The 24,269-nt window shown below is 63.2% G+C and carries 23 protein-coding genes and 1 riboswitch; of the genes, 9 read left to right on the top strand and 14 right to left on the bottom strand.

What is annotated here, in order from left to right:
- Positions 1 to 31 precede the first annotated feature (31 nt).
- Positions 32 to 1,045, bottom strand: a complete 1,014-nt coding sequence (locus ABLE85_RS17490) for a hypothetical protein (protein ID WP_348793994.1) — start codon at positions 1,043 to 1,045, stop codon at positions 32 to 34.
- 385 nt (positions 1,046 to 1,430) lie between these two features.
- Between ABLE85_RS17490 and ABLE85_RS17485 the strand changes: the two genes are divergently transcribed.
- From ABLE85_RS17485 to ABLE85_RS17470, 4 genes are all read left to right on the top strand, one after another.
- Positions 1,431 to 2,438 carry a hypothetical protein gene (locus tag ABLE85_RS17485; RefSeq protein ID WP_348793993.1) on the top strand — a complete coding sequence of 336 codons (1,008 nt, stop codon included), beginning with the start codon at positions 1,431 to 1,433 and terminating at the stop codon, positions 2,436 to 2,438.
- Between the two features lie 307 nt (positions 2,439 to 2,745).
- A complete protein-coding gene (locus ABLE85_RS17480) occupies positions 2,746 to 3,699 on the top strand; it encodes a hypothetical protein (protein WP_348793992.1) in 954 nt (317 codons plus the stop codon).
- 172 nt (positions 3,700 to 3,871) lie between these two features.
- Complete coding sequence (locus ABLE85_RS17475; RefSeq protein WP_348793991.1) at positions 3,872 to 4,762, top strand: site-specific integrase; 891 nt, start codon at positions 3,872 to 3,874, stop codon at positions 4,760 to 4,762.
- Between the two features lie 98 nt (positions 4,763 to 4,860).
- Positions 4,861 to 5,892, top strand: a complete 1,032-nt coding sequence (locus ABLE85_RS17470; RefSeq protein WP_348793990.1) for a competence protein CoiA family protein — start codon at positions 4,861 to 4,863, stop codon at positions 5,890 to 5,892.
- 203 nt (positions 5,893 to 6,095) lie between these two features.
- Here the strand turns inward: ABLE85_RS17470 and ABLE85_RS17465 are convergent, their stop codons facing one another.
- The 11 genes from ABLE85_RS17465 to ABLE85_RS17415 all read right to left on the bottom strand — a co-directional run bounded on the left by ABLE85_RS17465 (position 6,096) and on the right by ABLE85_RS17415 (position 16,495).
- Positions 6,096 to 6,251, bottom strand: a complete 156-nt coding sequence (locus ABLE85_RS17465) for a hypothetical protein (RefSeq protein ID WP_348793989.1) — start codon at positions 6,249 to 6,251, stop codon at positions 6,096 to 6,098.
- A 426-nt stretch (positions 6,252 to 6,677) separates the two neighbouring features.
- The gene (locus tag ABLE85_RS17460) at positions 6,678 to 7,601 is read right to left on the bottom strand and encodes a branched-chain amino acid ABC transporter permease (RefSeq protein ID WP_348794203.1); all 924 of its coding nucleotides are present in this window, start codon (positions 7,599 to 7,601) and stop codon (positions 6,678 to 6,680) included.
- Between the two features lie 58 nt (positions 7,602 to 7,659).
- On the bottom strand, positions 7,660 to 8,544 hold the full coding sequence (locus ABLE85_RS17455) for a branched-chain amino acid ABC transporter permease (RefSeq protein WP_348793988.1): 885 nt from the start codon (positions 8,542 to 8,544) through the stop codon (positions 7,660 to 7,662).
- A 9-nt stretch (positions 8,545 to 8,553) separates the two neighbouring features.
- Positions 8,554 to 9,270 carry an ABC transporter ATP-binding protein gene (locus ABLE85_RS17450; RefSeq protein WP_348793987.1) on the bottom strand — a complete coding sequence of 239 codons (717 nt, stop codon included), beginning with the start codon at positions 9,268 to 9,270 and terminating at the stop codon, positions 8,554 to 8,556.
- Positions 9,263 to 10,021, bottom strand: coding sequence for an ABC transporter ATP-binding protein (locus ABLE85_RS17445; protein WP_348793986.1), 759 nt, complete (start codon positions 10,019 to 10,021; stop codon positions 9,263 to 9,265). Before ABLE85_RS17445 ends, ABLE85_RS17450 begins: the two co-directional genes overlap by 8 nt.
- A gap of 63 nt (positions 10,022 to 10,084) precedes the next feature.
- Entirely contained in the window at positions 10,085 to 11,281 is a 1,197-nt protein-coding gene (locus ABLE85_RS17440) for an ABC transporter substrate-binding protein (RefSeq protein WP_348793985.1), read from the bottom strand.
- Positions 11,282 to 11,375: 94 nt separating this feature from the next.
- Positions 11,376 to 12,155, bottom strand: coding sequence for an SDR family oxidoreductase (locus ABLE85_RS17435; protein ID WP_348793984.1), 780 nt, complete (start codon positions 12,153 to 12,155; stop codon positions 11,376 to 11,378).
- A gap of 16 nt (positions 12,156 to 12,171) precedes the next feature.
- Complete coding sequence (locus tag ABLE85_RS17430) at positions 12,172 to 12,948, bottom strand: enoyl-CoA hydratase-related protein (RefSeq protein ID WP_348793983.1); 777 nt, start codon at positions 12,946 to 12,948, stop codon at positions 12,172 to 12,174.
- Positions 12,945 to 14,147, bottom strand: coding sequence for a 3-oxoadipyl-CoA thiolase (pcaF, locus tag ABLE85_RS17425; protein WP_348793982.1), 1,203 nt, complete (start codon positions 14,145 to 14,147; stop codon positions 12,945 to 12,947). The genes ABLE85_RS17430 and pcaF overlap by 4 nt, the downstream gene beginning before the upstream one ends.
- Before the next feature lie 9 nt (positions 14,148 to 14,156).
- Entirely contained in the window at positions 14,157 to 14,966 is an 810-nt protein-coding gene (locus ABLE85_RS17420) for an enoyl-CoA hydratase/isomerase family protein (protein ID WP_348793981.1), read from the bottom strand.
- Positions 14,963 to 16,495 carry an AMP-binding protein gene (locus ABLE85_RS17415; RefSeq protein WP_348793980.1) on the bottom strand — a complete coding sequence of 511 codons (1,533 nt, stop codon included), beginning with the start codon at positions 16,493 to 16,495 and terminating at the stop codon, positions 14,963 to 14,965. Before ABLE85_RS17415 ends, ABLE85_RS17420 begins: the two co-directional genes overlap by 4 nt.
- On the opposite strand from ABLE85_RS17415, the gene ABLE85_RS17410 reads away from it, so the two are divergent.
- Positions 16,488 to 17,393 carry an IclR family transcriptional regulator gene (locus ABLE85_RS17410; RefSeq protein ID WP_348793979.1) on the top strand — a complete coding sequence of 302 codons (906 nt, stop codon included), beginning with the start codon at positions 16,488 to 16,490 and terminating at the stop codon, positions 17,391 to 17,393. The two genes, ABLE85_RS17415 and ABLE85_RS17410, sit on opposite strands and share 8 nt — an antisense overlap.
- Positions 17,394 to 17,469: 76 nt before the next feature.
- On the opposite strand, the gene ABLE85_RS17405 is transcribed toward ABLE85_RS17410, so the two are convergent.
- Together ABLE85_RS17405 and paaG are read right to left on the bottom strand one after the other, a co-directional pair.
- Positions 17,470 to 18,963 (bottom strand): 3-hydroxyacyl-CoA dehydrogenase, encoded by a 1,494-nt coding sequence (locus ABLE85_RS17405; protein ID WP_348793978.1) that lies wholly within the window; start codon positions 18,961 to 18,963, stop codon positions 17,470 to 17,472.
- 134 nt (positions 18,964 to 19,097) lie between these two features.
- Positions 19,098 to 19,883 carry a 2-(1,2-epoxy-1,2-dihydrophenyl)acetyl-CoA isomerase PaaG gene (paaG, locus tag ABLE85_RS17400; protein WP_348793977.1) on the bottom strand — a complete coding sequence of 262 codons (786 nt, stop codon included), beginning with the start codon at positions 19,881 to 19,883 and terminating at the stop codon, positions 19,098 to 19,100.
- Positions 19,884 to 20,357: 474 nt separating this feature from the next.
- Between paaG and ABLE85_RS17395 the strand changes: the two genes are divergently transcribed.
- The 4 genes from ABLE85_RS17395 to ABLE85_RS17380 all read left to right on the top strand — a co-directional run bounded on the left by ABLE85_RS17395 (position 20,358) and on the right by ABLE85_RS17380 (position 24,126).
- Complete coding sequence (locus ABLE85_RS17395; protein WP_348793976.1) at positions 20,358 to 20,765, top strand: hypothetical protein; 408 nt, start codon at positions 20,358 to 20,360, stop codon at positions 20,763 to 20,765.
- A gap of 187 nt (positions 20,766 to 20,952) precedes the next feature.
- A riboswitch (cobalamin riboswitch) is annotated at positions 20,953 to 21,147 on the top strand.
- 152 nt (positions 21,148 to 21,299) lie between these two features.
- Positions 21,300 to 22,316 carry an ABC transporter substrate-binding protein gene (locus tag ABLE85_RS17390; protein ID WP_348793975.1) on the top strand — a complete coding sequence of 339 codons (1,017 nt, stop codon included), beginning with the start codon at positions 21,300 to 21,302 and terminating at the stop codon, positions 22,314 to 22,316.
- Positions 22,313 to 23,365 (top strand): iron ABC transporter permease, encoded by a 1,053-nt coding sequence (locus ABLE85_RS17385; RefSeq protein ID WP_348793974.1) that lies wholly within the window; start codon positions 22,313 to 22,315, stop codon positions 23,363 to 23,365. Before ABLE85_RS17390 ends, ABLE85_RS17385 begins: the two co-directional genes overlap by 4 nt.
- Positions 23,362 to 24,126 carry an ABC transporter ATP-binding protein gene (locus ABLE85_RS17380; protein WP_348793973.1) on the top strand — a complete coding sequence of 255 codons (765 nt, stop codon included), beginning with the start codon at positions 23,362 to 23,364 and terminating at the stop codon, positions 24,124 to 24,126. Before ABLE85_RS17385 ends, ABLE85_RS17380 begins: the two co-directional genes overlap by 4 nt.
- Positions 24,127 to 24,269 lie beyond the last annotated feature (143 nt).

Raw genomic sequence — 24,269 nt, 5'->3', positions numbered from 1 at the left:
CATCCACTCCGGCAACGTAGTATTATTGCGCTCAGAACCGAGACTTTGTTTTCTGATTGGCAACGTACTCGGGGTCAATCTTCGCAACCAGCTGCTGCTGCGCGGGAGTGAGATTGGCGAAGATGACATGTGGTCTGATGCTCGGCCAGAGCTTAGCGATATGTCTTTCCACGCCCTCCCGTAGATGACAGTCTTCGTCGTCGCCCGGCTCGATCATGTCATCATAAAGCGCAGGGAAGTATTCCTCCCCTTCGCGATCTCGATACCCCTGTTGGAAATGAGCGTCCCTGTAGAAGGCGATGTCTCCGGCATGCGTCAGGGAACTGACTGGGCGCATGAGCGCGGCAAGTTGCTTGGGGGAGTACAAACCGTCCGAGAACTGGATCGGGAGAGTTCCTGACGATTGGGCGTGTGCGGGCTTCGCCTTGGCCCCCGCGATGATCTCGGCATCTGTCCAACCTCTGGCTTTTCGCTTGCGGATTGTATCGGCGGGGACCGACTGCAAATTGGCCAACTGAGAAACCGAGTATGTCAGACCCTTCTCGGCATCATGGATGATGAGTGTGTCAGACTTGTTGCTGTTCTGGGTCTTCTTGTCCGCCCAACGAACTTTGCCGGGTGCATACTCGGGATCGTTGTTGTCGATTCGATCCAAGGTCGCCTTCTTGGCGGGCATTGGCCCCAAAATTCCAAGGAAGCTAGTGAACTTGACAAAATCGGGATGGACGATCGCCCCCTTCAACTTTCGACGTGAAAGCATGTTCTTGTGGGAGATCGCTTCGCGTGGATAACGCTTGCGAAGCTCCATCGCGGTCAAGGCAGCTATGTGATCGAGGTGGCTCGACCCAGCTTTGGCGACGGGGTCTGATTGGATTTTCTTCGGGACAGGACACGACGCGAAACTCTTACTTACGAACGGGACAACGTTATCGCCCGGCAGGTCGGAACCTATTGAATTTCCAGCGGCTTCGTTAGTACCGGCAGCCGTCTTCTGCTGTCCCGTCAATTGAGAAAATGCGCTAAGGGAACTCTGGTTTATCGTCATCACTACATACTCGCTTCGGGGAAGAACCATCGTGGCTCCCGTCTGATGGATGCAGCCGCCACAGGAAAAGATACACGTGCCGCCACCTCTTGCGGGGCCGGAGGTTTCGTTGTTAGGTCAGGCTGGGTTTTGGTGTGGTATGAGCTTGTTTGGCGCGGCTTTCGCGGAATAGGACCACGCGGGGCCGTGGTGACTGTTTCGGTCCTCCGCTACCAGTCCCCCTCCAAAGGACTGATTTCAAAGTAAGTTACTGATTTTTAACGTCTAAGACCTCGCAACTGGTACCTTTTTCTGGTACCTTTTCGAGGATGGAAGACGTGGCAAACTCCGATATCTCGTCGGCAAGGGCGAGGACAGAAAGCTCAGGCGCAACATCCCGAAGCCATTGCAGACGCTGGCGGGAAAAACCGCATGGATTGAGCGCGTGGGACGGATGGATGCAGCGCAGGTCAAGCAACGCGCGCACCTTTTTGCTGTTCAAACCGATGCCGAGTTACGCCGCCTGAAGGGGCTGGCACAGCATTCGCCGATCCCGACGCCCGAAAGCTCCCCCTCTCTCGATCTGGACGACCTTCGGGCGCAGCAGGTTGCCGTGGCCTATTTCCGTCGACGCTATGAGCAAATGCTAGAGGCTGGCTCGTTGTTTTTGGGCCGAGACGAGTCAGACTACGCAGTGATCCTCGCCGAGGCGGTAGAAGATCGGAAAGCGGCACTCGCCAGCGCATCTGGCAACCATGTTGATGCCGACCCCAGAGCCTTGAAACTCCTTGTGGCGCACGGCGTGATCTCGGAAACCCAGTGTCAGTCCCTCATGAAAGACGGTTGGCCGGTATCGCTTAGCGGCCATCGGGATTTCCAGTTCCTCTGTCGGCTGATCGAACGTGCCGATCTGGAGTTAGCCCGGCTCCGGCTTGAAGCTCTCCAGCGGGGAGCAATGCCAGCAATTAACGACAGCCTTTTTGCCGGCAGTTTCCCACATGCCGGTAAGGCGCGGGGGACCGAATGGCCTTCAAAGTCGCTGGGTGACCTGATCGACCTGTTCTTGGACATGAAGAAGGGCAAGGTCAGCCGCTCCCGTTTCCGGCAGTATGAAATCCCCGTCAGGGCGCTGAAGGAGCACTTTGGGCCAAAGATCGCCGGGGTCTGGCAAGCCCGAAAGTACGTCTTCCATAGCTTCCGCGGCAACTTCAATGACGCCTTGCGGGAAGCTGGCGCATCGAAAGAGCATCGGGAGGCGATAAACGGATGGCGCGAACAACGCGCCATGGATGATCGCTACGGCCACGGGGCGAAGGTAGAGATGCTGGCTGCGGAAGTCTCCAAGGTGCAGTTCTCCGGCCTGAAAGTGGATCATCTTCTGGCAAAGTCAGTGCAGCCAAAACTAGTCGTCTGATCGTTGTCCTCGCATTGTCTTTTTTGATCTCCAAGACAGCCGTTGAGACAATTGGAGATTAGCCTCCCTGAGGTCACGACGTTCTCAGGCAACTCAAGCAGATTGGGCGCATCCATCTCATCAACATTTCTTGTCTCTCCAGCGCAATTTTGACGCATAACGAATGACGTGGCGCAGCCACGCGATAACATCCTCTCAGGCTCAAAAAATGAGAGGAAATTCATGCACTTGTTCGATCAGACGCCGCCGGTTGAGCGACCCGATACTTCGTACCCTTCATTCTGATCCGTGGCTGGCAACATCGGCATTGCAGAAAGCAATCAGGCGCGGGAATGAGACCGCTGCCCTCGCAGCAACCAGTTTCCTTCTTGCCGGGCACGGGGACCGTTTCTGGCGACGGCTGACGGTGATCGCGCTCGAAGATGTCGGGATCGCCAACCTCGATGCCGTGCGAGATGTGCTGCTCGCCTCGACCCGCAAGACCTGGCGGGCTGAACATGGCGGGGACTGGGACATTGCGGCCGCGCTGGTGCAACGCCTATGCGCCGCAATGAAATGTCGGGACGCCTGCGAGCTGCTGGTTGCCGCCGATCTGCACCCGCGATGGAAGCGCCAGCGCACGGCTTTTCTCGACCTGACCCAGCACCAGCTGTGCGAGATCGTCACTGATCCGGCGCGGCATCTGGCCGAGCGGACGCTGGCGGCATGGCTAGTCGCGGGAACGAAACGGTTCCCGGCCTATGCCCTACCGGAAGTGGAAGGATCGTTCGCCACGCTGCTGGACGTATACCGGCATCTCGGCACGCCCGAGCATGTGCTGGAGGTCGCCCGGCTCGGCTCGACGCGGACGCAGGAGGGGCACCCACTGACGACCCCGCTCGTATGGCTGGCGGCAAGCACGGGGCCGGTGACGGCCAGCCCGGAAAAATTATCCGAACCCGCCCTGATCAGGGGGTGGCCTGACTACGCATTCGACATGCACACCCGTCTCGGGCGGCGGGCGCTCACCCTATTCGCCGAGCGATGCACGGTCCTGCAGGTGTTGATGGATCAGCACCTGCCTGCAGATGCGCATGGCGACTTCATCGGCCATCTCGTGTTCCGGGTCGAGGGGCAAGTCGTTGATCGCAGGTTGAGCTACCCCGGCGCGGGGGCGATCTTACGCGATGCCGAGATTGCCCATCTCACCTTATTCCGGTTTTCCCGAAACCCTCGTCAGGGGCGCTCTGGAGGTCGCCCACGACCACCTTGCGCTCCTTAACCTGTGTCGGATCGAGGCAGCAGGAGCCGATCATGCTCGGGGCTGAGACAAAAATCAGCAGATCGCTCGAATGCAACCAAATGGTGAAACCGACCGATAATTTGGACGCGGATAAAATCGCTTCGCGAGTGCAATTAATTGCACTGAGCTCGACGCAGCCGAGGTCGATTTTTTGCCATCGGGAGTTGCGGAGGCGATCCACGCCTCGCTCTCACCCGCCACGCAGCGGGCCTATGCCGACGATCTCGCCAACTTCGAACGCTGGGGCGGCGGCGTGCCAGCCAATCCGGCGATGGTAGCGGCCTATCTGGTGCACCTCGCGCAGGACCGCCGGGCCGCAACGATTGCACGGCGCATTGCCGCGTTGTCGAAAGCGCACCGCGCCAAGGGGCTGGATGATCCTTGCAAGTCGGAAATCGTCAAGGCCACCCTGCGCGGCATCCGTCGCCAGATCGGCACCGCGCAGCGGGAGGCCAAGCCGCTGATCAAGGACGACCTCTTTGCCGTCCTGCACTGCATGGGCGACCGCCCGAAGGATTTGCGCGACAAGGCGCTCTTGCTGCTCGGCTTCGCCGGAGCGTTTCGACGCTCGGAACTCATCGGCCTTGATCATGCCGACATCGAGCATGTCCGGCAGGGCATCGTCGTCACGCTGTGCCGTTCGAAAACCGACCAGACCGGCGCGGGGCGCAAGATCGGCATCCCGTTCGGACGCACCCGGTGGTGCCCGGTACGACATCTCAGCGATTGGCTCAATCACGCCGGGATCGATGAAGGTGCCGTGTTTCGGAACGTTGATCGTCACGGCCACATTGCCAATCAGCGCCTGTCGGGCGAGGCGGTCTCGATCACCGTCAAGGAGCGGGTCGAGGCGGCAGGCTTCGATCCTGACGCATATAGTGGGCACAGCTTACGTGCAGGATTAGCAACCAGCGCGGCCATGGCGGGGGCGAGCACATGGAAGATCAGAGCCCAGACGGGTCACGCCTCCGATGCCGTGCTTGCTCGCTACATTCGCGACGGCGACATGTTCACCAACTACGTGGCAGGCGCGGTGCTGTAGCCTGTCTCTGCGTCAACGGCTACGATCAGTTTAGTCGGCTCGCCATCGCGCTGCCGCTTTGAGCACCACACGGCGGATAAACGATGCCCCTTCGTTGCTTGGATCACGATCAACAGAGTATCCATGCCTTTGACCTGTCGCCCGACGATTGGGCGGCGCTTGTCGTCCAAAATCGCTCGGAACGGCACCTACGCATGCCTTGCTGCTCTGCACGGGTCGCGCTGAAGACTTCCCGCAAAGGAACCCGGTTTTTTGCCCACATGGCCGATGGTGGCTGCCAGACGGCCCCGGAGACTGAAGCCCATTTGCGTCTGAAGCAGATGGCCGTCGAGGCTGCCCGAGCACACGGCTGGGAGGCCGGAACTGAGGTGCCAGGCTTAGCGCCCGACGGGGAAACTTGGATGGCCGATGTGCTTGCTCGGAAAGGACGAGCTGGGGTCGCAGTCGAAATTCAATGGTCCCCGCAGACGGTGGAAGAGACGCTGAGACGCCAGCAACGGTATCGGGCATCGGGAATACGAGGATTGTGGTTGCTGCGAAAAACAGCGGTTCCGGCAATCGAGCAGCTCCCATCCGCCATCGTGTTGGAGGGCCCGAACCAAACCTATGACGTCGCCCTGTCCAGCGGACAGAAGATGCCCGTCCGATCCCTGCTCGACGCCGCATTCAGCGGGAGGTTGAAATTTGGCGTCCCGCGAGGGACAGCAGGGACGGTCTCCGTTCGCGTTGCTCCAGTGAATTGCTGGCATGATCGATGCCGCTCGGACACAGACATCATTTCGGGCATCGACCTTGTGTTCGGACCCTACAAGCGCGAGGTGTCAATTGCCGAGTTTGGTGGGCGCGAGCCGCTCCTCCGCTTTATATGCGACCATATCCCGGCTGGCTTGCGTATCGGCGCAATCAAACATCGTTTCAGCAAGACCGCAGGCGCGGCATATCTGAGCAATGGTTGCGTGAAGTGCGATAGGCTCTATGGCGAGCATTTCGAGATTTTCGCGAGGTACAATGAGCGGGTTGCCTGCGTGATCCCCATTCGCGCCACGGATGCGTGGAGAGACCTTCAGGGTGATAGAAGAGCGTGGGGGGTGTTTCAGCGACAGGAACTGGCCAGTTCAAACCTCCGATAACCTTCACTTATCAGAGCCTATTTTGCATCCTGTTTTGCCCCCTCAATGAGTTGTCGGTAGATTTGAAAGAAACGCCAGACGCTAAACTGAACATCATTATTTCCCAATCGCGCCCTCAAGTAGGACACTGAAGCTGACCGTGGCTGTCCCTGAAAGCTGACGTTAGAAGTGGTCTGCCCCCGTGGGGTGATCCGGGTTTGATGTTAGTGGATGTTCGGCTTTCCTGCTACAGTCGGCAGGACGCTGTGAATGACGGCTTCGCGCCCCAAGTCGGTCATAAAAATCAGCTTTGCCGCTTCCTGAAAGCAGACATCGTCGGCCACCACGCTGGCGATTATGGTTGCGCCAAAAGCGGACATTGGCATCTTCAATGGACGCTTTACGCCTCGGCGGACGTCCGCCTTCGGCCTCGGGTCCACCGACATAGATGGGCAAGGTCGGGTGAGCAGCGCCGTTGACATGGGAGCATACGAGGTTCACTCCGACGCCGCCAATATGTCGCCGGATCCCAACGATGACCCGGCTTCAGTACCGCTATGAACACGCCGCTGACCTGTAGCGATCGGCTCAGCGCGCTACGGTCTTGGCCGGCACGCCGTAGACACCTGCGGCCTGGGCTTTGGAAAGGCGCCCCTCAACGAGCGGCGCGCCATCTCCTCTCAATGCAACGGCGTCAGGCGGGCATTCTTGTGGATGTTCATTCGGTCCCTCCGCGAATGGTGGAAGCCTGATAACTCCAGCCTCCTCGCTCAAGACCGAATGGACGACCTATCGAAAGCTCACACCTAGAGCTTGTGCCCCAGAAGCTGCCCCAGCGCGCCGACGATGCCCTTCCGGAAGGCTAGGATGCAGAGCATGAACACGAGTCCCTGCACGATGGTCACCCAGGCGCCGAAGCTTGCCAGATCGTTCTGCATCCAGACGACCAGTCCCGCGCCTACGATCGGGCCGAAGAACGTGCCCATGCCGCCGATCAGCGCCATAAGCACGACCTCGCCAGACATGCCCCAGTAGACATCAGTGAGGCTCGCGAGCTGGAAAGCTATGGCCTTCATCCCGCCGGCTAGGCCCGCAAAGCCCGCTCCGAGAACGAAGGCCAGCCATTTATAGCCGTTCACCCTATAACCGAGCGAGACCGCGCGGGCCTCGTTGTCGCGGATGGCGCGCAGGGTCTGGCCGAACGGAGAATAGGTGATCCGGTAGAGCGCGAGCACGCCGAGGATGAAGACCACCGCCACAAGTGCGTACAGAGCCCTGTCATCGCGCAGCGAGAGCATGCCGAAGAGATTGCCGCGCGGAACCTGCTGGATGCCGTCCTCGCCGCCGGTGAACGGGGCCTGCAGGCTGAAGAAATAGACCATCTGCGCGAAGGCGAGCGTGACCATGGCGAAATAGATGCCCCGCCGCCGCACGGCGAGCGCGCCAATCACCGCCCCCAGCCCCAGCGCCACCAGGACGCCGAAGAGGATGGCGAGTTCGGGTGTGAACCCCCAAATCTTCGCCGCATGGGCTGCCGCATAGGAGGAGAGACCGAAATAGGCTGCATGGCCGAAGGACAGCAGCCCGAGATTGCCCAGCATGAGGTTCAGCGACAGTGCGAAGAGCGCGAAGCACAGCACCTTGGCCACGAAGAGCGGGTAGAAGGTGAAGGGAGCGATGACGACGATCGCCACCAGCAGCAGCATGAGAAGCTGATGCGTGCGCGACATGCCGAGCGGCGCGGCGGCGTGCGTGGTGGTCGTTGCGATAGCTTGCGTAGCCGACATGTCATTCCTGCTTTCCGAAGAGGCCCGCCGGACGGACCAGCAGCACGATGGCCATGATGACGAAGATCACCGTAGACGAGGCCTGCGGCCAGAAGACCTTGGTCAGACCCTCGACAAATCCGAGCATGAAGCCGGTCAGGATCGCGCCCGAGATCGAGCCCATGCCGCCGATCACCACCACGGCGAAGACGACGATGATGAGATCGCTGCCCATCATCGGGTTGACCGAGAAGATCGGCGCGGCCAGCACGCCCGCGAATCCGGCCAGCGCGACGCCGAAGCCATAGGTCAGCGTGATGAGCAGCGGCACGTTGATGCCGAAGGCCTCGGTCAGGTGTGGCTTCTCGGTCGCCGCGCGCAGCCATGAGCCGACACGGGTTTTCTCGATGGCGATCCACGTCGCCAGGCAGACCACGACCGAGGCTACGATTACGAAAGCACGCGAGGCAGGCAGATACATGAAGCCGAGATTGTAGCCGCCCTGCAGCCCCGCCGGCATCGAATAGGCCAGGCCGGTCGCACCGTAGAGGTTGCGGAACACGCCGACCATCACGAGCCCCATGCCGAAAGTCAGGATCATCCCGTAGAGATGGTCCAGATCGTAGATCCAGCGGAGCACGAACCGTTCGATGACGCAGCCGGCAAGACCGATGCCCAGCGGCACGACGGCCAGCGCCACCCAATAGTTGATCCCGAGATGGTCGAGCAGCAGCAGTGCTCCGAAGGCGCCCAGCATGTAGAAGGCGCCATGGGCGAAGTTCACGATGTTCAGCAGCCCGAAGATGATCGCGAGCCCGAGGCTGAGAATCGCGTAGAAGGCGCCGTTGATCAGGCCCAGCATGATCTGGGTGGAGAACAGTTGCAGCGGTACGCCGAAAATGAGCATGGTTCCCCCTCAGACCCCGAGATAGCCGTTCAGCTTTTCGGCATGCGCGTCGATATCGGCATTCGACACCATGTCGATGATGGTGCCGTGATCCATCACGTAGTGCCGATCGGCCACCGTGGCCGCGAAATGGAAATTCTGCTCGACCAGAATGACGGTGTAGCCGCGTTCCTTGAGTTTGCGGATCGTGGCGCCGATCTGCTGGACGATGACAGGGGCGAGGCCCTCGGTCGGCTCGTCGAGCAGCAGGAGACGCCCACCGGTGCGCAGAATGCGCCCGATCGCAAGCATCTGCTGCTCGCCGCCCGAAAGCCGCGTGCCCTGGCTGCGCCGCCTTTCGGCAAGGTTCGGGAAAAGCTGATGGATTTCGGCGACGGACATGCCGCCCGGGGCCACGACCGGAGGCAGCATCAGGTTTTCCTCGACCGTGAGACTGGAGTAGATGCCGCGATCCTCGGGGCAGAAGGCGATGCCTGCACGGGCGATGTGCCGCGACTGGGCGCCGCAGAGTTCCTGGCCGCGGAACTTGATTGAGCCGCGCTTGCGCTTGAGCATGCCCATGATGGCCTTGAGCGTGGTGCTTTTCCCTGCGCCATTGCGGCCAAGCAAGGTCACTACCTCTCCTTCGTGCACGTCGAAATCAACGCCGTGCAGGACATGGCTCTCCCCGTACCATCCTTCGAGACCGCGAACCTGCAACATGGGGATGACGGATGTCTCAGGCATGGGGCACACCGATATAGGCCTCGATGACGCGCGGATCGCGCGAGATATCGGAATAGACGCCTTCGGCGAGGACCTTGCCGCGCGCGAGGACAGTAATGCGGTCGCAGAGATCGGCCACGACCGACAGGTTGTGTTCCACCATCACCACGGTGCGCCCTACGGCGACCTTGCGGATGAGGGCGGAGATGCGGGCGACATCCTCCTGCGTCATCCCGGCCATCGGCTCGTCGAGCAGCAGCACGCGCGGTTCCAGCGCCAGCGTGGTGGCGATCTCGAGCGCGCGCTTGCGACCGTAGGGCAGGTCGTCGGCGACATGCCCCGCATAGTCGGCGAGGCCGACGGAGGAGAGCAGTTCCATCGCCTCGTCGTGGAGGGACGCGAGCGCCCGGTCGGAGCGCCAGAAATCCCATGAATCCCCATGCCGCCGGCGTTGCAGGGCGATGCGGACGTTCTCGAGCGAGGTCATGGAGCCGAAGACGGCCGAAATCTGGAACGAACGGACAATGCCCAGGCGGCTGACATTGGCGGGGCTGAGGCCGGTGATATCGCGCCCCTCGAAGCGGATACTGCCCGAAGTAGGGGTCAGCACCTTTGTGAGGAGGTTGAAGCAGGTGGATTTTCCCGCCCCGTTTGGCCCAATGAGCGCATGGATCGAGCCGCGGGCGATGTCGAGGTTCGCGCCATCAACCGCGCGGAAGCCCTTGAACTCCATCACAAGACCCGACGCGTTCAGAACGATATCGTCAGCCATTCAGCCCCTCCCGCATTGGCGGGCCCCTGCAGGGGCCCGCGTGCCATCTCGTCTTGCCTCGGCCTATTTCGCGACCAGCGGACAGGCACTTTCCGACAGGGGACGGAATGCCTCGTCACCGGGCACGGTGCTGAGGATCTTGTAGTAGTCCCAGGGGCCGGTCGATTCCGAAGGCGTCTTCACCTGGGCCAGATACATGTCGTGGACCATGCGGCCGTCGTCACGGATCACGCCATTCTGGGCGAAGAAGTCGTTGACCGGCGTGGCCTTCATCTGGGCGATGACGGGACCCGCGCTGTCGTCGCCGATCTTGGCGATGGCGTTCAGATAGTGGGTGACGGCGGAGTAGACGCCAGCCTGCGACATGGTGGGCATCGCGCCGTGACGCTCAAAGAAGCGCTTCGACCAGTTGCGGCTTTCCTCCGTCCGATCCCAGTAGAAGCCGGTGGTGAGGTAGAGCCCCTGCGCAGCTTCGAGGCCAATGGAATGCACATCAGTCAGAAAGATCGCCAGGCCTGCGATGCGCGCCTGCTGAGTGAGGCCGAATTCCTGCGCCTGCTTCAGCGAGTTGATCGTGTCGGTGCCGCCGTTGGCCAGCGCGATGACATTGGCGTTCACCGACGGAGCCTGCAGCAGATAGGACGAGAAATCGGCCGTGTTGAGCGGAGCGACCACGTTGCCGACCACCTCAGCGCCCGCCGCCGTGACCACTGCCGAGACGTCCTTCTGCATCGTATGGCCGAAGGCGTAGTCGGCCGTCAGGAAGAACCAGCGGTCGCCGCCCTGCTTCACCATCGCCTTGCCGGTGGAGACGGCGACCGAGTAGGTGTCCCAGGTCCAGTGGATGCCGTTTGGTGAGCAAGCCTCGTTGGTGAGGCCGGCAGTACCCGCGCCCGAGGCGATCAGCACGCGGTTCTTCTCGCGGGCAAGTTCCTGAACGGCCAGAACCACGGACGAATTCGGCACGTCGACGATGAGGTCCACGCCCTCGACATCATACCATTGGCGGGCGATCTGCGTGCCGACGTCGGCCTTGTTCTGGTGGTCGGCGCTGACGAGTTCGACCGGCACGCCAAGCTTGTCGCCAAAATCCTCGATCGCCATCTGCGCGGCGACGACCGACCCCTCACCGGCGAGCGAGGAGAAGACCCCGCTTTTGTCGGTCAGGACGCCGATCTTGACGGCGCCGCCGGACATATCCGCATGCGCGGTGGTGGCCAAGGCCGTCGCCAGCGCGACGGACAACATATATCTCTTCATGAATTTCCTCCCATTTCGGTGCCGCCACTCTAGGGGGCCGGCAGTACTAAGTCACAGCCGCATTGCAGACATTTGTTCTGCAGTGCGGAAAATATCAGAGCAGCGAACGGACCAGACCGCCGTCGACGGCGATGTTCTGTCCCGTGATGTAGCTGGCGTGGCGCGAGCACAGGAACGCGCAGATCGGGCCGAAATCGTCCGCCTCGCCGAGGCGCTTGGCCGGGACGGACCCGGCCATGGCGGTGACGACCTCCGCCTCGCTGATGCCGTCGCGGGCGGCGCGGGCGCGGATCACCCGGTCAAGCGCGCCGGTGGCCATCAGGCCGGGCAGGACGTTGTTCACAGTCACGCCCCGGTCCACCACCTCGCGAGCCAGCGTCGCCATTGCGCCGGTGAGGCCGGCGCGAACGGAGTTGGCGAGCGCCATGTTGGGATAGGGCTCCTTCACAGCGAAGGATGTAATGTTGACGATGCGGCCGAAGCCATCCGCCAGCATGCCGGGCAGCACGCGCTGGGCGGCACCGACCGCCGACAGCATGTTGACCTCGAGCGCACGGCGCCAGACGTCGACATCGTGATCGGTGAAGAGGCCGGGCGGCGGACCGCCGGCATTGGTGACGAGGATCGAGATGGGACCCGCCTGCGCTTCTGCCGCGGCGATGACCTCGTCCACAGCGCCGGGTTGCGAGACGTCGCCCTGAAGGAAGATCGCGCCGTTGCCGAGGGCCTTCGCGGCGGCCTCGCCTGCCTCGGCGTCACGCCCGTTGACCACGACGCGGACGCCTGCCTGCGCTAGGTGTTCGGCGCAGGAGCGGGCAAGCCCCTTGCTGCCGCCGAGGATGAGGGCTGTCCTGCCCGAAATGCCAAGGTCCATCGTGTGCCTCCCAGTGTCAGCGGCCGGTATAGGAGGGTTTGCGCTTTTCCAGGAAAGCGGCCATGCCCTCATTCTTGTCGGCGGTTGAAAACAATATCTGCAGCGCCTTGCGTTCCATCGTCAGCGCGGCGCCAAGGGAGGCGTCCTGCCCGTGCAGGATGACCTCCTTGATCTGCTCGACCGCGATGGGCGGCAGGGATGCGATGCGCCGGGCCAGCCCAAGCGCGTGGGTGAAGACCTGGTCGTCCTCGACGAGATCGCTGACCAGGCCCATGGCGTGGGCTTCCTCGGCCTGGATGATCTCGCCGGTCAGGCACAGCTTCATTGCCTTGAACTTGCCCACCGCGCGGGTCAGCCGCTGGGTGCCGCCCGCGCCGGGCATGATGCCGACCTTGACCTCGGGCTGGCCGAACTTGGCGGAGCGGCCAGCGACGATGATGTCGGCATGCATGGCGAGTTCCATGCCGCCGCCAAGGGCGTAGCCATTGACCGCGGCGATCACCGGCTGCGGGCAGTTGGCGATCGCCCCCCACAGCCGCTCGTTGTGGCGCAGGTACATGTCGACCGTACCGATCTGCGCCATGTCGGCGATGTCGGCGCCGGCGGCGAAGGCACGATCATCGCCCGTCAGGACGACGGCGCGCAGGTCGCTTTCGGCGGTGAAGCTCTCGAAGACCTCGGCCAGGCGGCGGCGCAGCGGCATGCTGAGCGCGTTGAGTACCTCCGGCCGATTGATCCGGACGATGGCGACGCCGTCCTGTCGTTCGACGAGGACCAAATCCTGTTCGGTCATGCCGCCTCCAGCGCCAGGGCGATGCCTTGACCAACGCCCACGCACATGGTGCAGAGGGCACGGCCTTTGCCCGTGCTGGCGAGGGCCAGTGCCGCGGTGAGCGCCAGGCGGGTGCCGGACATGCCCAGAGGATGACCGAGCGCGATGGCGCCGCCGTTGGGATTTACCTGCTCGGCATCGTCAGGCAGGCCCAGTTCGCGCATGCAGGCGAGAGCCTGAACCGCGAAGGCCTCGTTCAGTTCGATGCGATCGAAATCGCCGATGGAAAGGCCATGCCGCGCCATGAGCTTGCGGCTGGCCGGAACCGGCCCGATGCCCATGATCGCGGGTTCGACCCCGGCGGTGGCCATGCCGGAAATGCGGGCGAGCGGAGTGAGGCCGAAACGCTTCACTGCGTCGGCCGAGGCGACCAGAACCGCCGCGGCGCCATCGTTGACGCCGCTGGCATTGCCTGCGGTGACCGAGCCTCCCTGACGGAACGGAGTGGGCAGCGCCGCGAGCTTGTCGAGGCTGGTGGCCCGGGGGTGTTCGTCCTGCGCGACGACGATGGGATCGCCCTTGCGCTGCGGGATGACGACGGGGGTGATCTCGCTATCGAAGGCGCCGGCGGCCTGAGCAGCCACGGTGCGAAGCTGGCTGCGCAGCGCGAAGGCGTCCTGGTCCTCGCGGCTGATCTTGAAGCGCTCTGCCACGTTCTCGGCGGTCTCCGGCATTGAATCGATGCCGTACTGCCGCTTGATGACCGGATTGACGAAGCGCCAGCCGATGGTGGTGTCGTGGATTTCCGCCGTGCGCGAGAAGGCCGAGGTCGCCTTCGGCATGACGAAGGGCGCGCGGGTCATGCTTTCGACGCCAGAGGCGATGATGACATCGGCGTCGCCCGAAATGATCGAGCGGGCGGCGAGACCGACCGCGTCGAGACCCGAGCCGCAGAGACGGTTGATCGTCGTTCCCGACACCGTCTGCGGCAGGCCGCCCAGAAGCACGCCCATGCGGGCAACGTCGCGATTGTCCTCGCCGGCCTGATTGGCGCAGCCGGTGAAGACGTCGTCTATCTGCGAAGCATCAAGGCCGGGTGCGCGCTTAAGCAGCTCGGCCAGGACGAGGCCCAGCATGTCGTCGGGCCTCACGCTGGCCAGAGCGCCGCCAAAGCGGCCGATGGGAGTGCGCACACCGGCGCAGATGAAGGCTTCCGTCATTATGCTCACTCAGAGAGGGCAGGTGTCGGAGAAGTTCGGACGACGCTTCTCCTTCAGCGATTGCAGACCCTCGCGCGCGTCCGGGCCGGTGAAGCCCATGAACTCCAGCGCCAACGAGGTGTCGAAGGTCGGCCCTGCCATGCGCAGCCAGTTGTTGAGCGCATACTTGGTCCAGCGGATCGCCGTGGGCGAACCCTTGGCAAGCTTGCGAGCGACCTCGAGCGCCTTGTCGTGCAGCTCGTGGTCCTCGGTGCAGAGCGAGATGAGGCCGATGCGCTCGGCTTCCTCGCCCGAGACGGGCTCGCACAGCAGAAGGTAGTATTTCGACTTGGCCAGCCCGCAGAGCAGCGGCCAGACGATGGCGGCATGATCGCCCGCGGCGACGCCGAGACGGGTATGGCCGTCAATGATGCGGGCGGTTTTCGTGGCGATGGAGACGTCGGCCAGCAGGCCCGCTACCAGACCGGCGCCGACCGCCGGGCCCTGCATGGCCGAGACGATGGGCTTGGAGCAGTTGATGATGTTGTAGACGAGGTCGCGGGCCTCTTTCCACACGCGGGTGAGCGTGTGGAAGTTCTCGGTCATGTCCTTGACCAGGTCGAGATCGCCGCCCGAGGAGAAGGCCTCGCCCGCACCACGGATGATGACGGCGCGCACATCTTCGGCTGCGTCGATGTCGCGCCAGACGCGGACGAGTTCACCATGCATGATGGCGTCGGCCGAGTTCAGCCGGCCGGGGTTCTCCATCGTGATCCGCAGGATACCCGCGTCCGGCCAGTCGAACTTGAGACGGCGATAGCTGGCGGTGTCGATGCTCATATTCTCTTCTCCCGGTCTGCCCAGTAGGGTTCGCGCAACAGGTTCTTCTGGATCTTTCCGATGGGGGTCTTGGGGAATCTCTCGACGAACTTCACCAGACGGGGCCGCTTGAAGCGCGACAGCTTGGCCTCGCAATGGGTGGCGAGTTCGGCTTCGGGCAAACTTGCACCGGCCTTTAGCTGGACATAGGCGGCCGGCACCTCGCCCCATTTGTCGTCGGGTATGCCGAACACCGCGCACTCGGCAACGGCTTCGAGCTGGTAGATCGCGTCCTCGATCTCCTTGGGATAGACGTTCTCGCCTCCGGAGATGATCATGTCCTTCGAGCGGTCGACGAGGGTGATGAATCCCTGCTCGTCGGCGACGGCGAGATCGCCCGTCCAACCCCAGCCGTGCTTGAAGAACTTCGCGGTCTGCTCGGGCTCGTTGTAATATTCGAGCATGACATTGTCGCCGCGCGAGACGAGCTCACCGACCTCGCCCGGCTTGACCGGGTTGCCATCGGGATCGACCAGGGCGAGATCGACATTGTAGGCCTGCTTGCCGATCGAGCCGAGCCGCTCGGGCAGATGCCAGTGGCCCAGCACGGTGATGACGCCAACCTCGGACTGGCCGTAGATCTGGGTAAGTTCCAGCGCTGGGAGCTTTTCGATCAGGGCACGCTGCACCCAGTTGGGCATCGGCGCGCCGGCGAAAGCCAGCTTTTCCCACCGAACAAAGTTGTCGGCATCGAATGCAGGGTCGGAGATCAACATGGACGCCTGGGTCGGCACCATGAAGCAGGCGGTCATCCCGGTACGCTGCGCCATGCGGGAGAATTCCTGCACGTCCCACTTGCTCAGGAATGTGCAGGTCGCCCCAGCCAGAACCGCGGGCTGGAACATGATGTTGAGCGCCGCCACGTGGAAGAGCGGGGTGACGATGCCCACGACGTCGCGTTCGTCAATATTCTCGTGCATCATCACCGTATGGGCGGTGATGGTGCGGTTGCGGTGGCTGGCAAGAACGCCCTTCGGCCGGCCGGTGGTGCCGCCGGTATAGGTCATGGAGAAGGGATCGTCTTCCGTCATGGCGACGGCGGGGGCCGTTTCGGGAGCCGAGTCCAGCACCGCATCAAAGCCTTGCGCGCCGGAGCGGGGCTCACCCAGGACGATGAGCTCGCGAATGCGCGGCAGGGACTTGCAGGCCTCTTCGACCTTGGCGGCGAAGACATCCTCGTAGACGAGGATCTCCACGTCGGCTTTGTCGAGGACGTAAACCAGGTCCTCCGCCGTGTAGAGGACGGAGACGTTGACGAGAACGCCGCCCGAGCGCGCCGCGCCAAAGAAGACGATGCCGTACTCCAGCCGGTTGCGGCTGATGATAGCGACCTTGCCGCCCTTGCCCAGCCCCTTGGCGACCAGAGCGTTGGCAAAGCGATTCGCAGCCAGGTCGAGCGCGCGATAGCTTATCGCCCTTTCCTGCCAGATGATCGCGTCCTTGTCTGGAAACCGCTCGGCCGAGCGGCGCAGCATATCTCCGGTGAGCATCTCTCTTCCCTCCCTCCTTCCGGCGTTGCCGTCGGTGGCCCGGCTCCCCGGTCCGTTTCGGTGCCGGACACTGGATTTTTGGGCCGCGTTATGCAATGCCAATGAGCAAAATTGCATTCCGCTCTGCGGAAAAGGGGAGGAGCGAGTGAGCCACGAAGACCGGCAGTTCGTTGAAGCGTTTGCGCGAGGGATGCAACTGTTCGAAGTGCTGTCGAAACAGAAGAAGTCGATGTCGAACAGCGACCTCGCACGGGCGACGGGCATGCCGCCGTCGACCATCAGCCGCCTCTGCTACACCGCCATGAAGATGGGGTATCTGCGTCACAGCGGCGGCGGCCGGGCGTATGAATTGACGCCGAAGACCCTGAATCTCGGCTATTCCGTGCTGTCCGGCATGGCGCTCATCGACCGGGCCACGCCGCTGCTGAAGGTGCTGGCCGAGAAGACCGGACAGACGGCTGGCCTGTGCGTCCTCGACAAGCTGCATGTGACCTTCGTCCAGGTGGTGGTCGGGGAAGACCTCCTCGCCGTGCGCTTTGCCGTGGGCGGGCGCATGCCGGTCGCGACCTCTGCGGCCGGGATTGCAATGCTGAGCATCATGCCCGAGAAGGAGCGCCGAATCCTCGCCAGCAGAATCAGGTCGGAGCTCAACCGCCACGACGGCAACGTCTCCGCCTTCAACGCGCTCCTGCAGCAGAGCATCAACGACAGCGGCCTCGCCTTTGCCCGCGACATCTGGCGCCGCGGGATCGGAGCGGTGGCTGTGGGCATATCCTCCGACAACGAGCTGGCCGCCATCACGATTCCCTTCGCGACCGGGAGCGTGTCGGAGGCCAACATGCGCAGCGTGCTGGCGCCGATCCTGAAAGAGGCCGTGCAGGAGCTGATGGCGGATTAGAGAAAGTCTCGCTCTAAGCTCTTGTTTTTGGAGCATGATCTTGTCCGAAAAGTCTGCAACTTTTCGGGATCATGCTCTAAGCCGCCCAGCTGTCGAGCCCGAGTTCGGCGCGGCGGCGCAACCAGGGGCTGGGCCGATAACGGTCATCACCGCTGAGCGCCTGCATCTGCCTCAGGATCGACAGCAAGCGAGACGCGCCGAGCCTTTCCGCCCATTCCAGCGGTCCGAGCGGATAGTTGAGGCCGAGCCGCATCGCCTTGTCGATGTCCCGCGGTGCGGCAAGGCCCATCTGCGCCATCTCGCAGCCGAGATTGGCGACCATGGCGACGATCCGCTGAGCGACGAAACCGGTGGAATCGGCGATTGCCGTGACGGCACGTCCGCTGGCGATGACGGCGGCGGCGACCGAATCGCGCAGTCCCGCGTCACCGTTCGGGGCGGTCATCAGCGTGACGCGCCGCGTGGTGTCGAAGGCAAGATCAACCGCGACGACGCGGCGCGGATCGAGACCAAGGCGCAGCGCATGGGCCGTTACGTCTTCCCCCAGCGGGAACGCAAGCAGTGGAGCGCGTCCATCGTCCTGCGCCAGGACTTCCACCCCGAGGCCTGCCGCGAACTCGGCGAGCTCGGGAAGGTTCTCGGCGAGACCAACCTGCGTTGCCGGAGCAGCATCGGTTCGCGCATCGGCCGATGGAGCTGCGGCCCCTTCCGCATAGGAATAGAAGCCCCGCCCGGCCTTGCGCCCCAGCTGCCCGGTCTCCAGCATGTATCGGTGGAGCGGCGTTGAGCGCAGGCGCGGATCGGCGAAATGGCTCTGATGCAGGAACTGGCTGACGGTGAAGTTTACGTCCATGCCCGTGAGGTCCATCAACTCGAATGGCCCCATGCGGAAACTGCAGCAGTCGCGCATGATGGCGTCGATCTGCGCCGGCGTGGCAACGTTCTCCTGAAGGGTCGCCAGGGCCTCGGTCGCGAAGGCGCGCCCGCCGAGATTGACGAGGAAGCCGGGCGTATCACGGACGATCACCGGCTCCTTGCCGATGTAGAGCGAGAAGGCATTGAGCCTGTCCATCGTGGCGGCGGCCGTGGCGGGGCCGGGGATGACCTCCACCAGCTTCATCAGCGGAACGGGGTTGAAGAAATGCAGACCCGCGAAGCGCTCCGGATGGTGCAAGGCCGCGCCGACCACGCCGATAGGCAACGAGGAGGTATTGGTGGCGAGCAGTGCGTCGGGCGCGACGATGTCCTCGAGCTGGGCGAAGAGTCCCCGCTTGGCATCGAGGTCCTCGACGATCGCCTCGATCACCAGATCGCACGCAGCGAGGTCGGAGAGATCTTCGGCGGGGGAGAGAGCGCTGGCAAGCCGGTCGAGCTGCGCCTGCTCGAGCTTACCGGCCGCGTGCCGCTTGCACGCCCGGCCAAGGATCGCGTCGATTGCCGCGGTGGCGGCATTCTGCCTCGCGTCAAGCAGCGTGACGGGAATGCCGCAAGCGGCGGCGACCTCGGCAATGCCTGCGCCCATTGCGCCGGCACCTACGACTCCGAGCCTCGCGGGAAAATTCTGCTCCATGACCGGTCCTCCGTTTTCATTCGCTCTCTAAGACAGCGAATGCGGGTGAAAGGTCAAAGGCTCATGTGCGAGATTTCTTCCGCAGTGCAGAATGTCGGTCGCCTCGGGCGGAAGGATATGCGAACGGACCTCGCTCAGCAGCCGCGAAACACCGGCTTGCGCTTCTCGAGGAACGCGGCGACGCCCTCCGCATAGTCGGCGCTGCGCCCGGCGGCCTGCTGGCTGTCGCGTTCGAGATCGAGCTGGGCATCGAAAGTCCCTTCGGCGGCAGACTGGATCACCTGCTTCGTCAAGCCTAGGCCAAAGGTCGGGCCGGCGGCGAGGGAGGCCGCGAGGGACCGCGCCTCGGCCATCAGATCGTCATCCGGAATCACCTTCCAGATGAGGCCCCAGTCGGCAGCCTGCTGCGCCGAAAGCGGTTCCGCCGTGAGGGCCAGCGCCATGGCGCGCGCCTCGCCAAGCCGGCGCACCAAGTGCCAGCTGCTGCCGGCATCCGGCCCGAGGCCGATCTTTGAGAAGGACTGCACGAAACGCGCCGATGCGGCGGCCAGGACGATGTCGCAGGCCATGGCGATGCTGGCCCCGGCCCCGGCGGCGACGCCGTTGACGGCGCAGACGACAGGCTTGGGCAGGCTGCGAATCAGGCGGACGGTCGGGTTGTAGAAGGTGCCGATCGTGTAGCCGAGGTCGGGCGGGCCGTCCGGGCCTGGTTTGCGGTCGCGCAGATCCTGCCCGGCGGAGAACCCGCGCCCGGCGCCGGTCAGCAGCACGGCACGTATCTCGGCTTCGTCATGGGCGCGCTGGATGCCCGCGCGGAGTGCCAGGTGCATCTCCTCGGTGAAGGCGTTGAGCTTGTCCGGACGATTGAGGACAAGCGTCAGGACGCCATCGGACAGCGTGGAAAGAACGGTCTCGGACATATTCCTTGCCTCCCTGGAAAATGCATGCATTGCACCCGGTCCGCGCCTCCTAGCCCCTGTCGGATGGAAAGTCCCACGCTCATTAACGGTGGAACGGACAAAACCGCATGGCGGAATGCAGGGCAGCAGCGAGGTATCGCGAGCGCTCCCTGCAGGGTGGAATTTCTGAACGGTGAAGGGCGGCAAAGGGGCCGAAAGCGGTCGGTCTGCTATTGGGACATCATGGCCCGTAAGCGGCCGTTGCGTTGGGGGACTTCGCAGGCATTCGCGAAAACTGCTGGGCGAGGCCGCCGGACCAATTTTTCTGGTGATGAGACCGGGCCTCGCGCTCGGTGCCGCCGCCGAATCCTCATCACCTGGGAATCGCGCGTGACGGCACCAAACGCCCTTGGCCTTGTTCCAATTGCGGTGTTCGAGAGACGAGGACGGAGGTGGTAGTATCAGCTCCCCAACACAAATTGCGGCAGGAAAACGATGCACGCATTCAGTTTTGCCTTCGCACTGCTTGTGATCCCAGGAGTCGCAAACGCGGCCAACAACAAGTTGCAGTTCTGGAACCTGACCGCAAACACCGTCACGGAATTCTACTTGGCTCCCGCCGGGACCGAGGATTGGGGAAAGAACCAGACGAAGAACGATCCCGATGGCTCCGTCGACCACGACGAAAGATTGGTCATCAAGGACACGCCGGCCGGCACCTATGACGCCAAGCTCACAGACAAAACCGGCCGCACCTGCGTTGTGAAAAATGTAGAGGTTAAGGAAAAGGGAGTGTTCCCAATCGAAAGAGAACCAGTTGACAGGCTGCACGAAGTGACCTGCGCCACGGTCGATGTGCACAGCTATCTTGCGCGCCTTTTTGTCTTGCGGCATGCCTTGTGATGGCTCCCTGCCCCCTAGCCATCGGGCGGGACCTTTGGTCGCGGCAGTCGGGCCGCGAATGGCTCGAAGGCCAGATCAGTGTCAGGCAATGAATTTCCGACGGTTTCCTTCGCGATCGGGCGAAGACCAAGGAAAAAGGTCGCCATTTTCCACGCCATTTCAGTGACTTGATGCGGGCGAAGCAATCCGCTAGGAACCATGCGTCGGTTCCCGCAAGGGAATAACAGGGAATTCGCCGCGGCTTGACCCGCGAAACGAAACTGCCCCCGCAACTGTAGGCGGTTAGTACCTTCTCAAAAATGCCACTGGGTATCTGCCCGGGAAGGCCGAGAAGGACCATGACCCGTCAGTCAGGAGACCTACCGACACCTGTAAACTCAACGCGCCGGGCGGGGATGTCCGGGGAGGTTTGTCGATGTCGTACACCACAGGTGGATTGCAGTTGCGTCATGCCCATTCGGGCGTGAGCGATCATCGTCGTGCTGACCCGAATCCTTCGATCCCGGCCACCCACAGATCGGAGATCTTCGCGTCATGACAGCTTCGCGCCTGGCACTTGCTGCCGCCAGCCTTGCATTCCTTACGGCCACTGCTGCGGCCGAGCCCACCAAATATCCGCTGACCCTCGAAAACTGCGGGGAGAAGATCGCCTTCGACAAGGCGCCCGCAAGCGCTGTCACGGTCGGCCAGGCGGCGACCGAAGTTCTTTACTCTCTCGGCCTCGGCGACAAGGTCTCCGGCACCTCGGTCTGGTTCACCGAAGTGCTGCCGCAGTTCAAGGCGATCAACGACAAGATCGAGCGGCTGGCCGACAACGACCCGAGCTTCGAGAGCGTGGTCGCCAAGCGTCCGGACCTGGTGGCCGTGCAGTTCGAATGGCATGTCGGGCCGAGCGGCATTGTCGCCACCCGCACGCAGTTCCACGATGTCGGCATCCCCACCTATGTGCTGCCGACGGACTGCGTCGCGAAAGATAACACGATAGGCGTTGACGGCACCCGCAGCGAGTTGTTTTCGACCGCGGCGATCCATCAGGGCGTGCGGGAGCTGGCCACCATTTTCGACATGCAGGACAAGGGTGAGGAACTCGTCGCCGACCTGACCAAGCGCGAAGCCGCCGCGGTCGAGCGCGCCAAGGCGCTCAACCTCAAGGATGTATCGGCCGTGTTCTGGTTCTCCAGCGCGGAGATGGACATCGATCCCTATGTCGCAGGGCGCAAGGGGGCGCCGGCCTACATGATGGACAAGCTCGGCATCAGGAACATCGCCGGGTCGGACGAAGAGTGGCCGGTGGTCGGCTGGGAAACCATCGCCAAGGCCAATCCGACGATCATCGTCATCGCCAGGATGGATCGCCGGCGCTTCCCGGCCGACGACTACGAGAAGAAGCTCGAATTCCTGAAGACCGATCCGGTCGCCAGCCAGATGGATGCGGTCAAGAACAACCGCATCGTCGTCATGGACGCCCACGCGATGGACGCGACCATCCGCACGGTCTCCGGCATCGAGGCCCTCGCCGACTCACTCGAGAAATTCGGACTGGCGAAGTGAGCCTGGCTTTTGTCCGACAAGCGCAGATCTCCCGGCTCGGCCGGGGGATATTGGGTTTCCTTGCGCTCGCGGCCGCGATCCTTGCCGGCACATGCATCGGCGAGACCCCCATCACCGTCGGTGTGGTGCTGCAGACGCTGGCCAACAAGATTTTTGGCACGGCCTATGTGCTCGATCCCATCGAGATGGGGATCATCTGGAACTACCGCCTGCCGCGCGCCATCGTTGCCGCCTGCTGTGGCTCGGGACTGGCGATCTCCGGCATGGTGCTGCAGTCGCTGCTGCGGAACGCCCTGGCCGACCCGTATCTGCTCGGCATCTCGGCTGGAGCTTCAACCGGCGCGGTGATGGTGACCGTCGCTGGCCTTGGCGCCGGCGCGATCTCCATGTCGCTCGGCGCCTTTGCCGGTGCCGTCGCGGCCTTCCTGCTGGTGGCGGTCCTGGCCCGGGCCGCGGGCGGCGGCGTGACGCTTCACGGCACCGGCCAGATCGTGCTCGCAGGCATTGCCGGCTCACAGCTCTTCAACGCGCTGACCTCCTTCATCATCACCAAGTCCGCCAATGCCGAGCAGGCAAGAGGCATCATGTTCTGGCTGCTCGGCAATTTGAGCGGCGCGCGCTGGCCCGATGTCTGGCTGGCGGTGCCGGTCGCCCTTCTCGGGCTCCTCGCTTGCATCTGGTATGCCCGCGCGCTCGACGCCTTCGCCTTCGGATCGGAATCGGCCGCCTCGCTCGGCGTGCCAGTGCGGACCGTCCAGGTCACGCTGATCGGCATCACCGCCCTGGTGACGGCGGTGATGGTCAGCATCGTCGGCTCGATCGGCTTCGTCGGCCTCGTCATTCCCCATGCGGCGCGCTTCCTGGTCGGCGTTCGGCACGGCCGGCTCGGCCCCGCCACGGCGCTCATCGGCGCGGCCTTCCTCATCGCCGCCGACGTGCTCTCCAGAACGATCATCAAGGGCCAGGTCCTGCCCATCGGTGTCATCACCGCCCTGGTGGGCGCACCGGCCTTTGCCGCGATCCTCATCCGCGGACGGCGCGCCCGATGATCCTGGAAGCCACAAATCTCGGCTCGATCGCCCGCGGCGCGCCCATCCTGTCGAACGTCGACCTCACCGTAAAAGAGGGCGAAACCCTTGGGCTGGTCGGGCCGAACGGATCGGGAAAATCGACACTGCTCAAGCTCTTGGCCGGCATCCGCGCGCCATCTTCCGGCGAAGTGCGCGTGAGGGGACGCGCGCTTGCCGACATGCCAAGGCGGGAAGCGGCCCGGCTGATCGCCTTTCTGGAGCAGCAGACCGAAACCTCCGAAGCCATCACCGTGCGCGATGCCGTGGAACTTGGCCGCACCCCCTGGCTGACACCGCTGCAGCCCTGGTCCGCGAAAGACGACAGGATTGTCGCCAAGGCGCTGACGGACGCCGACATGCAAGGCTTCGAGCGGCGCTCATGGGCGACGCTCTCCGGCGGCGAAAGGCAGCGCGTCCACCTCGCCCGCGCCCTTGCCCAGCGCCCGCAAATCCTGCTTCTCGACGAACCGACGAACCATCTCGACATCCAGCACCAGCTTTCGCTGCTGGGGCTCGTCACAACGCTCCCGATCACCACGGTGATCGCGCTGCACGATCTCAACCAGGCGCTCTCCTGCGACCGGGTCGGCGTGCTCACCGGCGGCCGGCTGGTGGCGCTCGGTGCCCCGGAAGAGGTGCTGACCGTCGAACGCGTCAGCACCGTCTTCGGCGTCCGCGCCAGCATCGTCACCGACCCGACCGACGGCACGCGCCTCTTCCGTTTCCATCCCGTTCGTTGAAAGGAACTTTTATGCGTACAGTGTTGATTTCCGCCAGGAACTGACCCGGGATTTCCGCCGAGAATTGACCCGCCTTTCAGGTATGTTTCGGTTCGGTGGTGGTGGTCAAGGTCCTGCTTTTCTCCTTCGTGGTTTTGGTCTCA

This window comes from Mesorhizobium sp. KR1-2, from assembly GCF_040045035.1.
Classification (GTDB): Bacteria; Pseudomonadota; Alphaproteobacteria; order Rhizobiales; family Rhizobiaceae; genus Pseudaminobacter.
The sequence above is the reverse complement of the archived record's forward strand: the minus strand, read 5'-3'. Positions and strand labels throughout refer to the sequence as shown.

Coding starts and splice junctions, on each gene's coding strand:
- pcaF (WP_348793982.1), bottom strand. CDS start 14,147: ATGACGGAAGCCTTCATCTGCGCCGGTGTGCGCACTCCCATCGGCCGC.
- paaG (WP_348793977.1), bottom strand. CDS start 19,883: ATGTCCGAGACCGTTCTTTCCACGCTGTCCGATGGCGTCCTGACGCTT.
- ABLE85_RS17405 (WP_348793978.1), bottom strand. CDS start 18,963: ATGGAGCAGAATTTTCCCGCGAGGCTCGGAGTCGTAGGTGCCGGCGCA.
- ABLE85_RS17390 (WP_348793975.1), top strand. CDS start 21,300: ATGACAGCTTCGCGCCTGGCACTTGCTGCCGCCAGCCTTGCATTCCTT.
- ABLE85_RS17440 (WP_348793985.1), bottom strand. CDS start 11,281: ATGAAGAGATATATGTTGTCCGTCGCGCTGGCGACGGCCTTGGCCACC.
- ABLE85_RS17395 (WP_348793976.1), top strand. CDS start 20,358: ATGCACGCATTCAGTTTTGCCTTCGCACTGCTTGTGATCCCAGGAGTC.
- ABLE85_RS17430 (WP_348793983.1), bottom strand. CDS start 12,948: ATGACCGAACAGGATTTGGTCCTCGTCGAACGACAGGACGGCGTCGCC.
- ABLE85_RS17380 (WP_348793973.1), top strand. CDS start 23,362: ATGATCCTGGAAGCCACAAATCTCGGCTCGATCGCCCGCGGCGCGCCC.
- ABLE85_RS17445 (WP_348793986.1), bottom strand. CDS start 10,021: ATGGCTGACGATATCGTTCTGAACGCGTCGGGTCTTGTGATGGAGTTC.
- ABLE85_RS17435 (WP_348793984.1), bottom strand. CDS start 12,155: ATGGACCTTGGCATTTCGGGCAGGACAGCCCTCATCCTCGGCGGCAGC.
- ABLE85_RS17450 (WP_348793987.1), bottom strand. CDS start 9,270: ATGCCTGAGACATCCGTCATCCCCATGTTGCAGGTTCGCGGTCTCGAA.
- ABLE85_RS17490 (WP_348793994.1), bottom strand. CDS start 1,045: ATGACGATAAACCAGAGTTCCCTTAGCGCATTTTCTCAATTGACGGGA.
- ABLE85_RS17455 (WP_348793988.1), bottom strand. CDS start 8,544: ATGCTCATTTTCGGCGTACCGCTGCAACTGTTCTCCACCCAGATCATG.
- ABLE85_RS17415 (WP_348793980.1), bottom strand. CDS start 16,495: ATGCTCACCGGAGATATGCTGCGCCGCTCGGCCGAGCGGTTTCCAGAC.
- ABLE85_RS17460 (WP_348794203.1), bottom strand. CDS start 7,601: ATGTCGCGCACGCATCAGCTTCTCATGCTGCTGCTGGTGGCGATCGTC.
- ABLE85_RS17465 (WP_348793989.1), bottom strand. CDS start 6,251: ATGTCCGCTTTTGGCGCAACCATAATCGCCAGCGTGGTGGCCGACGAT.
- ABLE85_RS17420 (WP_348793981.1), bottom strand. CDS start 14,966: ATGAGCATCGACACCGCCAGCTATCGCCGTCTCAAGTTCGACTGGCCG.